This is a genomic window from Pseudomonas sp. NPDC090208, assembly GCF_044746785.1.
In the GTDB taxonomy this organism is placed as follows: domain Bacteria; phylum Pseudomonadota; class Gammaproteobacteria; order Pseudomonadales; family Pseudomonadaceae; genus Aquipseudomonas.
The window spans coordinates 90,501-104,325 of the sequence record NZ_JBIVCU010000015.1; the positions used below are offsets into that span (position 1 = coordinate 90,501).

General features: G+C 63.5%; 11 protein-coding genes. 8 read left to right on the forward strand and 3 right to left on the reverse strand.

Annotated features, from left to right (window positions below):
- Nucleotides 1-734: 734 nt before the first annotated feature.
- The gene (locus tag ACIPL0_RS23060; protein WP_400599687.1) at nt 735-2,036 is read left to right on the forward strand and encodes an MFS transporter; all 1,302 of its coding nucleotides are present in this window, start codon (nt 735-737) and stop codon (nt 2,034-2,036) included.
- Between the two features lie 30 nt (nt 2,037-2,066).
- Nucleotides 2,067-2,843, forward strand: a complete 777-nt coding sequence (locus ACIPL0_RS23065; protein ID WP_400599686.1) for a substrate-binding domain-containing protein — start codon at nt 2,067-2,069, stop codon at nt 2,841-2,843.
- Here ACIPL0_RS23065 and ACIPL0_RS23070 read toward each other — a convergent pair.
- Nucleotides 2,829-3,737 (reverse strand): LysR family transcriptional regulator, encoded by a 909-nt coding sequence (locus tag ACIPL0_RS23070; RefSeq protein ID WP_400599685.1) that lies wholly within the window; start codon nt 3,735-3,737, stop codon nt 2,829-2,831. The genes ACIPL0_RS23065 and ACIPL0_RS23070 overlap by 15 nt on opposite strands.
- A 107-nt stretch (nt 3,738-3,844) precedes the next feature.
- Between ACIPL0_RS23070 and ACIPL0_RS23075 the strand changes: the two genes are divergently transcribed.
- The 6 genes from ACIPL0_RS23075 (at nt 3,845) to ACIPL0_RS23100 (ending at nt 10,604) form a co-directional block, all read left to right on the forward strand.
- The gene (locus ACIPL0_RS23075) at nt 3,845-4,756 is read left to right on the forward strand and encodes a LysR family transcriptional regulator (protein ID WP_400599684.1); all 912 of its coding nucleotides are present in this window, start codon (nt 3,845-3,847) and stop codon (nt 4,754-4,756) included.
- Nucleotides 4,757-5,646: 890 nt separating this feature from the next.
- Nucleotides 5,647-6,777: an L-dopachrome tautomerase-related protein gene (locus ACIPL0_RS23080; RefSeq protein ID WP_400731612.1), complete on the forward strand. Its 1,131-nt coding sequence runs from the start codon at nt 5,647-5,649 to the stop codon at nt 6,775-6,777.
- A gap of 66 nt (nt 6,778-6,843) precedes the next feature.
- Nucleotides 6,844-7,818, forward strand: coding sequence for a hydroxyacid dehydrogenase (locus tag ACIPL0_RS23085; protein WP_400599682.1), 975 nt, complete (start codon nt 6,844-6,846; stop codon nt 7,816-7,818).
- Nucleotides 7,819-7,831: 13 nt separating this feature from the next.
- Entirely contained in the window at nt 7,832-8,530 is a 699-nt protein-coding gene (locus tag ACIPL0_RS23090; protein ID WP_400599681.1) for an RraA family protein, read from the forward strand.
- Between the two features lie 82 nt (nt 8,531-8,612).
- Nucleotides 8,613-9,899 carry a CitMHS family transporter gene (locus ACIPL0_RS23095; RefSeq protein WP_400599680.1) on the forward strand — a complete coding sequence of 429 codons (1,287 nt, stop codon included), beginning with the start codon at nt 8,613-8,615 and terminating at the stop codon, nt 9,897-9,899.
- Between the two features lie 9 nt (nt 9,900-9,908).
- Nucleotides 9,909-10,604: a TerC family protein gene (locus tag ACIPL0_RS23100; protein WP_400599679.1), complete on the forward strand. Its 696-nt coding sequence runs from the start codon at nt 9,909-9,911 to the stop codon at nt 10,602-10,604.
- A gap of 9 nt (nt 10,605-10,613) precedes the next feature.
- Here ACIPL0_RS23100 and ACIPL0_RS23105 read toward each other — a convergent pair whose 3' ends face one another.
- Both ACIPL0_RS23105 and ACIPL0_RS23110 read right to left on the reverse strand, forming a co-directional pair.
- Entirely contained in the window at nt 10,614-11,483 is an 870-nt protein-coding gene (locus ACIPL0_RS23105; RefSeq protein ID WP_400599678.1) for a phosphate/phosphite/phosphonate ABC transporter substrate-binding protein, read from the reverse strand.
- Entirely contained in the window at nt 11,471-13,798 is a 2,328-nt protein-coding gene (locus ACIPL0_RS23110; protein WP_400599677.1) for a putative bifunctional diguanylate cyclase/phosphodiesterase, read from the reverse strand. The genes ACIPL0_RS23105 and ACIPL0_RS23110 overlap by 13 nt, the downstream gene beginning before the upstream one ends.
- Nucleotides 13,799-13,825: the final 27 nt, after the last annotated feature.

The following is a 13,825-nucleotide window of genomic DNA, read 5'->3' on the forward strand; positions in this document are numbered from 1 at the left end:
GCGTCAGCTCAGACAACCCGGCTTTAACTGACACACCGCCATCGCGGGCAAGCCCGCTCCCACAGAATCATTGTCCGCCGCAGGATGTGTGAATGAACGCCAAACCTGTGGGAGGGAGCTCTGCTCGCGAAAGCGTCAGCTCAGACAACCCGGCTTCAACTGACACACCGCCATCGCGGGCAAGCGCGCACCTACAGAATCATTGTCCGCCGCAGGATGTGTGAATGAACGCCAAACCTGTGGGAGGGAGCTCTGCTCGCGAAAGCGTCAATTCAGACAACCCGGCTTCAACTGACACACCGCCTTCGCGGGCAAGCGCGCTCCCACAGAGTCGTGACTAACCGCAGGTTGTGTGAAACGACGCAATCTGTGGGAGGGAGCTCTGCTCGCGAAGGCGTCAGCTCAGATAACCCGGCTTCAACTGACACACCGCCATCGCGGGCAAGCCCGCTCCCACAGAATCATTGTTCGCCGCAGGATGTGTGAATGAAACGCCAAACCTGTGGGAGGGAGCCCTGCTCGCGAAAGCGTCAATTCAGACAACCCGGCTTCAACTGATACACCGCCTTCGCGGGCAAGCGCGCACCTACAGGTTTCCGGGGGGACGGTGATTGATAAACCAAACGCATCAATCGATGAAAACATAGCACTTATCGTTTCAAAGTGTGTCGAGCAAACTCCGCGGTCATAAAGCGCTGACAAGCACAATTAACAAGATCGCTGGAGACACAATCATGCATGGCTCACCCCATCCACGGGCGGCGTCCGCCACCTCCAAGGCCGGTGCCGTTTTTCGGGTCACCTCGGGCAACTTCCTCGAACAGTTCGACTTCTTCCTCTTCGGCTTCTACGCCACGCACATCGCCGCCGCGTTCTTCCCGGCTTCCAGCGAATTCGCCTCATTGATGCTGACCTTCGCCGTGTTCGGTGCCGGGTTCCTCATGCGCCCGCTGGGCGCGGTGATTCTCGGGGCCTACATCGACGACGTCGGTCGCCGCAAAGGGCTGATCATCACCTTGTCGATCATGGCCAGCGGCACGCTGCTGATCGTGCTGGTGCCCGGTTACGCCAGCATCGGCCTGTGGGCGCCGGCGCTGGTGTTGCTCGGTCGCCTGTTGCAGGGCTTCTCGGCCGGTGCCGAACTGGGCGGGGTGTCGGTGTACCTGGCGGAAATGGCCACGCCAGGCCGCAAAGGCTTCTACACCAGCTGGCAGTCCGGCAGCCAGCAAGTGGCAATTGTCGTCGCCGCCGCGCTGGGCTACGCCCTGAACCAGTGGATGACCTCGGCGGAAGTCGCCGATTGGGGCTGGCGCATTCCGTTCGCCGTGGGTTGCCTGATCATCCCGTTCATTTTTCTGCTGCGCCGCAGTCTGCAGGAAACCGAAGAATTCAACGCCCGCGTCCACCGTCCGACCATGGGGCAGGTGATGAGCACCCTGTTGCAGAACTGGCGCGTCGTCGTCGCCGGCATGCTGATGGTGGCGATGACCACCACTGCGTTTTACCTGATCACCGTTTATGCACCGACCTTCGGCAAGACCGTGCTCAACCTGAGCACCGCCGACGCGCTGCTGGTGACCCTGCTGGTGGGCGTGTCCAATTTTGTCTGGCTGCCGATCGGCGGCGCCCTGAGTGACCGTTTCGGCCGCAAGCCGCTGCTGCTGGCGATGACCCTGCTGACCATTGTCACTGCCTACCCGGCGTTGTCGTTCCTGGCCCAGGCGCCGAGCTTCGGCCACATGCTCGAAGTGCTGCTGTGGTTCTCCTGCCTGTATGGCTTGTACAACGGCGCGATGATCCCGGCCCTGACCGAAATCATGCCGGTGGAAGTGCGCGTGGCCGGTTTCTCGCTGGCCTACAGCCTGGCGACGGCGGTGTTCGGCGGCTTCACCCCGGCGGTGTCGACCTGGCTGATTCACCTGACCGGCGACAAGGCCGCACCCGCCTACTGGATGACCTTCGCTGCCATCTGCGCGCTCGGCGCAACTCTGGTGCTGTACCGCAACATCTCCGCTCGCCCGCAACTGGCGGTCTGATCAATCCCTCGTCTTTCAAGGGCAATAACAATGAAAAACCTGCTTAAACCCCTGGCAACCTTCAGCTTGGCCTGCCTCGCTTTGCATGCCACCGCCGACGCTGCCGAGCTCAAGGTGATGACCTCCGGTGGCTTCACCGCCGCGTACAAACTGCTCGGCCCGCAATACGCGGCGTCGAGCGGCGACACCCTGGAAACTATCCTCGGCCCGTCGATGGGCAAGGCCCCGGAAGCGATTCCGAACCGCCTGGAACGCGGCGAGCATGCTGACGTTGTGATCATGGTCGGCTATGCGCTGGACGAGCTGATCAAACAGGGCAAGGTCGATCCGGCCTCGCGGGTGGAACTGGCGGATTCGCGGATCGGCATGGTGGTCAAGGCGGGCGCCGACAAGCCGCAGATCGGCAGCGACGCCCAGCTCAAGGACGTGCTGCTGAAGGCCGATTCCATCGCCTATTCCGACAGCGCCAGTGGCGTGTACATCGAGAAGGAGCTGTTCAGAAAGCTCGGCGTGCAGGACCAGGTCGGCCCCAAGGGCAAGATGATCGAGCGCATCCCGGTGGCGTCGGTAGTTGCCAAAGGTGACTATCAGGTGGGCTTTCAGCAGGTGGCCGAATTGTTGCCGGTGCCGGGCGTGATCTACGTCGGCAAGATCCCGGAAAACGTGCAGTCGGTGACCCGTTTCGCCGCCGGTATTCCGCGCAACGCCGAGCACCCGCAGGAAGCGAAGGCGCTGCTGGAGTATCTGTCTTCGGCCAAGGTGCAGCCGCAAGTGCAGGCCACCGGGCTGGACTCAGTGCCCCGTTGAACGGTGCGGCATTGACCTGACCAGTTGCTGCAATTCGATGGCCGCGGGCGTCAATGTCCGTCCGCGGCGCTGGATCAGCCCGACACTGCGCATCACCTCGGGCTCGATCAGCGGCACGCTGGCCAGGATCGGATGATCAGCGCCGGGCATGGCAATCGACGGCACCGCCGCCACGCCCAGCCCGGCTTCGACCAGGCCGATCATGGTGGTGACGTGGCGGGTTTCGCAGATGCCCGGTTTTTTCGGGTGCACGCGCATCAGCGCCTGATCCAGCATCAGCCGGTTACCCGAGGTCTTGTCCAGGCTGATGTAATCGTGCTCGTACATCTCTTCCCAACTGACGCATTCGCGGCCCGCCAACGGGTGATCGCGACGGCAGGCCACCACGTAGCGCTCCTGCAACAGCAGCTCGAAATCGACTTCCGGCGCCAGGGTGCCGCTGAAGCTCACGCCAAAATCCGCTTCGCCCGACGCCACCGCGCTGTTGACCTCGTTGGCGCTGGCGTCCAGCAGCTTGATTTTGATTTTTGGGTACAGCCGGTGAAACGCGCTGACCACCTGCGGCATGAAGTAATACGCGGCAGACGGCACGCAGGCGATGGTCACGCTGCCCATACGCGTGGAAGCGACTTCGCTGATGCTCATCAGGGCGATGTCCAGATCGTCGAGCATGCGCTCCACCTGCGGCAGAAAGGCCAGGCCCACTGTGGTCAGGCTGACCTTGCGCGTGGTGCGCTCGAACAGTTTGACGTTGAGCGCCGACTCCAGCTTTTCGATGCGTCGGCTCAAGGCCGGCTGGGTGATGCGAATGGCGTCGGCAGCCTTGCGGAAGCTGCCTTTTTCGACGACGGCACGAAAGGCCTGCAGGTCGTTGAGGTCGAAATTGATGCTCATCGGAACGCACCGGGCATTGATAGGAGGTGTGCATCAATAGCATGATCCGTCAGCGAATTCATCCGCAGGCCGCCCGGGCCCTTGATACGTGACGGAGCAACGCGGCAATGAGCATCAACCTACAGATACGCGACCTGGCCTATTTCATGAAGATTGCCGAACTGGGCCATCTGGGCCGCGCCTCGGAAGCGCTGCATATCTCGCAGTCGGCCCTGTCCAAGTGCATCGACCGGCTGGAGGAGGCCTACGGCGCCGAGCTGTTCGAGCGGGCAGGGCGCGGCATTCGTCTGACCAGCGCCGGGCAGCTGTTGTGCGAGCGCTCGCAACTGGTCGAGCGGGTGCTGGATGAAACTCGGCGGCAGACCTCGACCATGGGCAAGGGGTTGTCCGGGGTGATCCGCGTCGGCGCCGCGGCGACCACTGCCGAGTTCGTCTTGCCCCGTGCCTGTCGCATCCTTCAGGAACAGGCGCCGGCGGTGCTGCTGGAAATGCAGATCGGCATGAACGACGTGCTTCACGATTCCCTGCGCAAGGGCGCGCTGGATATCGTGGTCGGCCCGCTGGGTGCGTTGCCGCCCGGTTCCGGCGACGAAGAGCTGACTGAGTTGCCGGTGATGGACGACGAAGTGGTGGTCGCGGCCAGCGCGCAGCATCCCTTGGCCGGTCGCGAGGTGCCGATGGCGGCGCTGTGTGAATACCGCTGGATGCTGTCGCCGCCGTCCGTGGCGACGCGGCAATGGTTGGAAGCGGCGTTCAAGGCCAACGACCTGCCGCCACCGGACGTGGCGATCGTCTCCAGCTCGCTGGCATCGATGCGCAATCTGATCGTCGAAACCGGTCTATTGAGCTTTGTTTCCCGGCGCAATCTGACGGGCGCCAGCGGCGAAGGCCTGGTCGAAGTACACAACCCGAAAACCACCATGCCCCGGCGATTCGGCATCGTCCACCGCAGCGACGCCTACCTGTCCCCGGCCACACGGCGGTTTATCGACATCCTGCAGGAGCAGGGTGGGGTTTGACCGGCGGATGCGGTTCAAACCGTGGGAGCGAATTCATTCGCGAGGGGCCAGTCCGGTCGATAGAGATGTGTCGCCAGTAATACCGCATCGCGAATGAATTCGCTCCCACAAGGTTCCCGGTTATCGCCCACCCGTGCCAATCTCCGTGGGAGGGAGCCCTGCTCGCGAAGGCATCAGGCCAGTCAATATTGTGCTGATTGATCCGACGCCATCGCGGGCAAGCCCGCATGGCCGGTGTCGGGCTGAGATATAGCTGACACCACAAAACCTGTGGGAGGGAGCCCTGCTCGCGATGGCGTCAGGCCAGTCAATGTTGTGTTGACTGATCCATCGCATTCGCCAGCAAGCCGGCTCCTACACACCGGGTTTCAACCGAAAAATATCAGCCACCACAAAACCTGTGGGAGGGAGCCCTGCTCGCGATGGCGTCATACCAGTCAATATTGTGCTGACTGACCCGACGCCATCGCGGGCAAGCGCGCTCCCACATGGCCGGTGGCGGGCCGAGATATACCTGACACCACAAAACCTGTGGGAGGGAGCCCTGCTCGCGAAAGCGTCAGGCCAGTCAGTGCTGTGCTGACTGACCCATCGCATTCGCCAGCAAGCCGGCTCCTACACACCGGGTTTCAACCGGAAAATATCAGCCACCACAAAACCTGTGGGAGGGAGCCCTGCTCGCGATGGCGTCAGGCCAGTCAATGTTGTGTTGACTGATCCACCGCCATCGCGGGCAAGCGCGCTCCTACAGGTCTTATCCAGCACGCCAACTCATTCCTCAGAAGAATGATTGGTTGAAAATTCGCTAATGGATTCAAACATTCCCGGCCGTGATACTGGCGCCGCACCCCGAATGGGGAGGCCCACAATAAAAAGCCGGAGATCACTCCATGAAACTGTCCGCTGCGCCGCTGTTGTTTCTTGCGCTTCAAGCCCCGCTGTTTGCCCATGCCGCCGATGTGCTGCCGCCGAATCTGCCCACCGTTGAAGACAGTCGCCTGTTGCCGGTGGCGACCTCCGCGCATATCTGGAACGGCGTGACGGTTGCGCCCGATGGCCGCACCTTCGTGTCCCTGACCCAATCCGAAGGCCCTGGCGTTTCGCTGGCCGAGCTGGGCAAGGACGGTCAGTTGCATCCGTATCCCGACGCGCAGTGGAACAGCTGGGACAAGAACGATCCCGCCCACCATTTCCTGCATGTCAACGCGCTGCGTATCGGTCTGGACGGCAAGCTCTGGGCGGTCGATGCCGGTAACACGGGCATCAACACTGGTGCCCATGCGGTGCCCGGTGCCGGCAAGCTGGTGAAGATCGACCTGGCCAGCGACACCGTCGAGAAGGTCTATCCGCTGCAAGGCGATGTGCAGAAGGACAACAGCTATTTCGACGACATCCGTTTCCATGGCGATCTGGCCTATCTGACCGATCCCGGCGCCGTGCGCCTGGTGGTGCTGGACCTGAAGACCGGCAAGGCGCGCACGCTGCTGGAAGGCCATGAACTGTCGATCGACCACGTGCCGATGTACGCCGACGGCCAGAAGCTGTTTATCCCTAATGGCGAAGAAAAACGCGTCGGGCTGGACCAGCTCGAAGTGTCGCCGGACGGCAAATACCTCTATTACCAGGCGATTCCAGGCCCGCTGGCGCGCATCGAAACCCGTTATGTCGACGACGCCAGCCTGGCGCCCGCCGAAGTGGCCCGGCATGCCGAACGCTGGCTGGACACCTGGAGCACCGGCGGTACGGCCATCGATGCCGCCGGCAACCTGTACGCCTCTGACGTGAACACCCGCAGCATCAAACGCATCGCGCCGGACAAGACCGTGACCACGGTGATTGCCGACCCGCGACTGATCTGGGTCGACGCGATGTGGATTCACGACGGTTACCTGTGGATGCCGGCGGCGCAGATCAACCGCACGCCTGCGACCACGGCGGGCAAGCCGTCCACCGTGCAGTACCCGGTGCACCTCTACAAAATCAAGATCGACGCGCAACCGTCGCCCATCGACCATTCCTGAACCGGGGTGAGCGCCCCGGTGCCGTGCGCCGGGGTCGCGTCTCCTCTCTGACTGAAGGCTTGACCCATGCCCCATACCATTCTGGTCACGGCGCCGAAACTGGCGGCCGCGGGCCTTGATCTGCTGCACGCCGAAGACTGCCGCGTGCTGTTCGTTGCCCAGGATAAGGGCGCGCAGGAGATTGAACGGATTCTTGCCAGCGAGCCGGTGGATGCCGTGATTTCACGCACCCTGGACCTGACCGCCAAGGCCATCGACGCCTGCCCGACCCTCAAGGTCATTTCCAAGCATGGCGTGGGGGTCAGCAACATCGACGTCGCGGCGGCTACTGCGCGCAATATCCCGGTCTATGTCACGCCGGGGGCCAATGCCCAGTCGGTGGCGGAAATGACTCTGGCGCTGATGTTCGCCGCCGCTCGCCGGGTGAGCTGGATGGACCGCGAGATCCGCAGTGGCCGCTGGTCCCGCGCTCAGGACGGTCTGGAACTGTGCGGGCGCACCCTCGGCCTGGTCGGTTTCGGCCAGGTGGCACGGCGCGTGTCTCTCGCCTGTCAGGCCATCGGCATGAGCGTGGTGGTCTACGACCCGATGCTGCCAGCCGACAGCGATCTGCAAGGCGCCGAGCGCTGCGAGTCGCTGGACGACCTGCTGCCGCGCGCTCAGGTGCTGAGCCTGCACGTGCCGCTGACCGCGAAAACCCGTGGCTTCATCGGTGCTGAGCAACTGGCGCTGCTGCCCAAGGATGCGCTGCTGATCAACACCGCGCGCGGTGAAGTGGTCGATGAAACGGCGCTGATTCAGGCCCTGCGTGACGGCCACCTGTACGCCGCCGGGCTGGACACCATGGCCGTCGAACCGCTGCCGGCCGACAGCCCGCTGCTTGAGCTGGCCAACGTCGTGCTGACCCCTCACGTCGGTGGTTCGACCCCCGCAGCACTGGCCGCCATGGCCGCAGGTGCGGCACGCAACGTTCTCGGTTTTCTCAACGGTACGCCGGTGGCGCCTTCCGCCTGCGTCAATCCCGTCGTTCTCGGCCTCTGATCAGGAGTTTTTCATGAGCACTTCCACGCATACCGAATGGCCCGTCGGCTATCGCATCAACCCCCGCGTCAACGCGATTCCGGCAGAGCTGATCGAAGCGTTCCGCGCCATTCCCGTCGCCGTGGCGGGCGACTGCATGGGCCGCAGCATCGGTGCACGCGGCCTGAAGATCTATCACGGCGATCTTTCACTGAAACTTTGCGGCCCGGCGTTTACCATCCGCGTCCGCCCCGGCGACAACCTGATGGTGCACAAGGCGCTGATGATGGTCGAGCCGGGTGACGTGCTGGTCATCGACGGCGGTGGCGACGTCAGCCAGGCGGTGATCGGCGGTCTGGTGCGGACCACGGCGCTGCGGGTGAAGCTCGGCGGCATCGTCATCGACGGTGCAGTGCGCGACCTGGAAGAACTGGCCGAAGGCATCGTGCCGGTGTTCGCGGCTGGCCACACCCATCGCGGCCCGAGCAAGGACGGTCCTGGGGAGATCAACGTGCCGGTGGCCTGTGCCGGGCTGTGCGTGTTGCCGGGTGATCTGGTGCTGGGCGACGCCGACGGGGTGATCGCGGTGCCGGCGGCCGACGTGGCTGCGCTGCTGCCCAGAACCCTGGCGCATCTTCAGCGCGAGGCGGGCATCCGCGAGACCAATGAAAAGGGCACCGCAGACCCGGAGCGCTTCAATGCGCTGCTGCGGGCCAAGGGTTTGCCTGTCTGAACCGAACCGCGTCCTCCCCGGACCGCGAGCGTTTCGGGGAGGACGTTGCAACCCTGTACAACTATAAAAAACAGGATTTGCCATGCTCATGCTTCTCAGCTGTTTGATGTTGGCCTGCTTTATCTACTTTTTGATGAGCAAGCGTCTGTCGGCTCTGACCGCGCTCATACTGATCCCGACCGCATTCGCGCTGATCGGCGGCTTCCAGGCCGACCTCGGCAAGTACGTGATCGATGGCTTGAAAATGGTCGCACCCAACGGCGTGCTGATGATTTTCGCCATGCTCTACTTTCTCACCATGACCGAAGCGGGGATGTTCGATCCGCTGGTCAGCAAGATCGTCAAGGCCGTGCGCGGCGATCCGGTGCGGATTTTCGTCGGCACCGTGCTGCTGGCGTTCATCGTCGCCCTGGACGGTGACGGGGCGACCATCTACATGATCGTGCTGTCGGCGTTCCTGCCGATCTACAAGCGTCTGGGCCTGTCGCTGCCGATGGTCTGCTGCCTGCTGTTGCAGGTGTCGGGGCTGGGCAACATGGTGCCGTGGGGCGGGCCGACGGCGCGGGCGGCCACCGCGATGCACGTCGATGTCGGGCAGATGTTCGTGCCGATGCTGCCGGCGATGCTCGCCTGCGTGGCCTGGACCTTCGTGCTGGCCTGGCTGTTCGGCCGTCGCGAGCGGGCGCGTCTGGGCGGCAGCATCGACCTCAACGGTGATTTCGCCGAGCACAAGGAACACCGTGGCGACGGCTGGCGTTTCTACTTCAACTGGGTGCTCACCGGCCTGTTGATCCTCGGCCTATGCCTGGAACTGTTCCCGCTGAGCTATATGTTCATGGTCGCTGCGTGCCTGGCGCTGGTGGTGAACTTCCCCGGTCTCAAGGACCAGCAGGAGCAACTGGCCCTGCATGCGCCGCCGATTCTTGCGGTGTCGAGCCTGATTTTTGCGGCCGGCGTGTTCACCGGCGTGCTGTCCGGCACCGGCATGGCCAACGCCGTCGCGACCGGTCTGCTGCAGGTGATTCCGGCCAGTTTCGGGCCGTACATGGCGGTGATTACCGCCTTGCTGAGCATCCCGGTGACCTGGCTGGTGTCCAATGACGTGTTCTATTTTGGTATCCTGCCGATCCTCGCCGAGACGGCTCAGCACCACGGCATCACTGCGGTGGAAATGGCAAGGGCCTCGCTGATCGGTCAGCCGGTGCATATTCTCAGCCCGCTGGTGGCATCCACCTATCTGGTGGTGAGCATGCTCAAGCTCGACTATGCCGAGAACCAGCGTTTCACCCTGAAGTGGTCGGTGATCAACTGCTTCATCCTGCTGATCGTGTCGCTGGCAACCGGGATCTTCCCTCTATTCGTTCAATAAGGTTTACCCATGAGTTGGCTTTCCGACCCTTTCATCTGGACCGCCCTGGCCCAGATCATCGCCATCGACCTGCTGCTCGGCGGCGACAACGCGGTGGTCATCGCCATGGCCTGCCGGCGTCTGCCAAGGGAGCTGCAGACCAAGGCGATCTACGGCGGCATGGCCGGCGCCATCGCGCTGCGGGTGATTTTGCTGTTCTGCGCGGTCCACCTGCTGGCGCTGCCATTCCTGAAACTGGTCGGCGCGCTGCTGCTGGTGTGGATCGGCATCAAGCTGGTGGCCCATCAGGATGACGGGGACGAGGAAATCGACGGTGGCACGCGCCTGTGGACCGCGATCAAGACGGTCATCGTCGCTGACGTGGTGATGTCGCTGGACAACGTGCTGGCGGTGGCGGCGGCCGGTGACGGCAACGTCTACCTGGTGACCGCCGGGGTGTTGATCAGCATCCCGATCATCGTGCTGGGCAGCCGTCTGGTGCTGACCGCCATGGAACGCATGCCGTGGCTGGTGCCGGCCGGTGGCGCGCTGATCGGCTGGATATCCGGCGGCATGGCGGTCGGCGATCCGATCCTGCAACCGTGGCTGCCCCAGGCCGAATGGCTGCACTGGGTCGCCAGCGCGGTCGGCGCGGTGCTGGTGTTGCTGGCAGGCTGGTGGCTGGCGCGGCGCGATCAGCAGCAGGCGGTCGCCGAAAGCCGCTGATTCAACCCTTCACAAGCGTCCCGCTGCCGAGCCCATGAGCGGCATCAGCGGGGCGTATTCAGCATGGCTGACCGGCACGATGCTGGACGCTTCCTGGGAATCGAGGAAGTCTTTCAGCGCTTCCTGATGGGTCAGCATCGCGGTGCGGATTCGCGCTCGCAAATCGCTGCACAGCCCGCCGCGAAACACGAACGGATCGTAGTAGATCGGCTCCGAGCGCCACAGCACATTGAAAGTGTCGCGGTTGATGCGGCCGCTGGTGAGGTAGGCGTCGGCGCGCACGCTGGAGACGAAGGCGGCGTCGACTTTGTGGTCGAGCAGGGCATCCAGGGACTTGTCGTGGGAGCCCGAGTAGACCACCGAGCCGAAGAAACTCGCCAACGGCATGCCGACCTGGCGCGAGAATTCGGCGTTGGGCACGACGCTGCCGGAAGTGCTCGCCGGGTCGGTCATTGCCACCCGTTTGCCACGCAGAGCGGTGAGGTCGGTGCCTTTGGTCGTCAGCAACAGGGCCTGGTAGTGGTGGCCGGCCGGAGTGAAGAAGCCGTGGCTGATGGTCAGGCTGGCGAACGGTTCGATACGCGGGTCACGCTGGTAGGCGAGGATGTACGACGCCGGGCCCAGCCACGCGATGTCCACACCGCCGGAGACGATGGCGTCGACCACGCTCTCGTAAGATGACGACGGCACGATTTCCACCGGGATGCCGGTCGCGGCGCTGAGCCTGTCGATCAGCGGGCGATGCTCCTTGAGCAGTTCTTCCATGCTTTTTTTCGGAATCACCGCGATGCGCAGGCTGCGCTGGGTGCAGTCGGCGAATGCGTTGTCGGCGAGGGAAAACAGCATCAGCAGGACAACAAAAAACTTCAGGACACGCATGCGTTTTCCACGAGATTCATGAACGGAGGGTATTCGCGCAACTGCGCGGCGGAGAGTGGCCGGCTGAAGTGATAACCCTGGGCGATGTCGCAGCCGGCCAGCTTCAGGCACACCACTTGTTCGCGGGTTTCCACGCCTTCGGCCACCACTTCCAGGCCCAGGCGCTTGGCCAGGATGATGGTGGAGGAGACGATGGGGCTGTCGTCCGGGCTGTTGGACAGCGGCGCGATCAGCGAGCGGTCGATTTTCAGTTTGGTCAGCGGCAGCGATTGCAGATGGGCGAAACCGGCGTAGCCCTTGCCGAAATCGTCGAGGCTGATACGCAGGCCGGCGTTGCGCAGCAGGCGCAGGTGTTCGATGGCCTGGCCTTCCTGGTCGAGCAGGGTGGTTTCGGTGATTTCCAGTTCCAGATGCCGCGGTTCGACGCCGTGCAGCGCCAGCTCTTCCAGCAGTCGGCTGCTGAAATCGGCCTGATGCAACTGGATGGCCGACACGTTGATCGCCATTCGCACCTCGCGATCCTCGGCATGCCAATGCGCCAGACTTTCGCAGGCCAGGCGCAGCACCTCCCAGCCCAGGGCCGTGATGAAACCGCTGCGTTCGGCCAGGGCGATGAAGCGGTCCGGGTAAACCAGTCCGAATTCCGGATGTTCCCAGCGCACCAGCGCTTCGTAACTCTCGACGCGCATCGAGTCGAGGCGGATCTGCGGCTGGTAATGCAGGCAGAACTGACGTTCGTTGAGGGCGTTGCCAAACGCCTGTTCGAGGATGAATTCCTCGACATCGGCGACGTTGAGCGATGGATCGAAGAAGCGGTACTGCCCGCGACCGGCGCGTTTGGCCGAATACATGGCGGCGTCGGCGCCGCGAATCAGTTCTTCGACGTCCTGACCGTCCCGGGGGCAGATGCTGATGCCGACGCTCGGGCTGGTGGTGACTTCCTGTTCGTTGAGCGAGTAGACCGCCGACAGCTTTTGCACCAGTGCCTTGACCCAACTGTCGATCTGTTCTTCGCTGCGCTCGCCGGCCAACAGCACGACGAATTCGTCGCCACCGAAGCGCGCCGCCTCGTCGCCGGCTTCCAGCATGCGGCTGATCCGCCCGGCGACGGCTTGCAGCAGCATGTCGCCGATCTTGTGGCCGAGGGAATCGTTGATCGACTTGAAGCGGTCCATGTCGATGAACAGAATCGCCAGCAGGCGGCGCTGGCCGCGCTGACGGGACAGCACGCGGGTCGCCACTTCAAGAAACTGGCGGCGGTTGTGCAGGCCGCTCAGGTGATCGGTGGCGGCGGCATGGCTGCTGCGGCGGTGTTCTTCTTCCAGACGTCCGATCAGTTGCTGGTTGATCTGCTGCGCTTGCTCCAGCGCGTTGAAGGCTTCCTGGCGCTTGCGCAGCACGCGCAGGGTCCAGATCAGGCTGCCGAGAATCAGCAGGGTCATGCACAGGTTCAGCCATAGCTGGCGCTGGTTGGTCAGGCGCGAGGTGGCGAGGATTTCGTCGTTGGCCTGGCTGACCAGCACGCTGAAGCCGCGCTGCGGCACGCGCAGGTACATGCTCTGGTAAAGCTCGCTGGCAGCGTGTTGCGCGAGCATGCCGACCTGTTCTCCCTGGCTCGGCAGTTCCGGGGCGAGCGGGGCGCCGGAAAACACCACGCCGCTGCTGCTGATGCGCAGGCGTTCCTGGCTGTCGCTGTCGAGCAGGCGCAACATGCCGCTCTGGCCCAGGTCGATGTGTTCGAACAACGCGGCGAGGTAGCCGACATCCAGTTGCACCACCAGAATGCTGTCCATCCTGCCGGTCGATGCGTCGATCAGTGGCAGCAGGAACGGCAGGCGCCAATTGGGCACCAGCGAACTGCCGGTGCTCTGCAGGGCGCGTGGCAGCATCGCCTTGAAGCCGAATTGCGCGGCATGGGCCTGCAATTGTTCAAGCCACGGCGCGGGCAATTGGTCAGGCTCGTCGGAATGGCTGGCGGAGAGCAGATGGCCGTCGGCAGCGTACAGGCTCATGCGCTTGAACACCGGGTCTTCCGCCAGCATGCGCACCAGCCCCTGATGGCGCAGCCCCAGGTCTTGCATGTCGCCACGGGTTACCCGGCCGATGGCCTGGGCACGGTCGACCAGCTGACGCAGGTTTTCCGCGGCGATGGTCGCCAGGTTCAGGTGCTCGGCGGCCTTAGCGGTCAGCGCTTCATGGCGGGAGGTGGCTTTCTGCTGAAAATACAGCGCCCACAGAAACACCAGCGTCGCTGCGCACAGCGTCAGCAGGAGCAGTTGGAGGAAGCTTAAGGAAGACAACGATCGGCGGATCATGGGGCTCATTCCTGCCGCAAGGTGGTG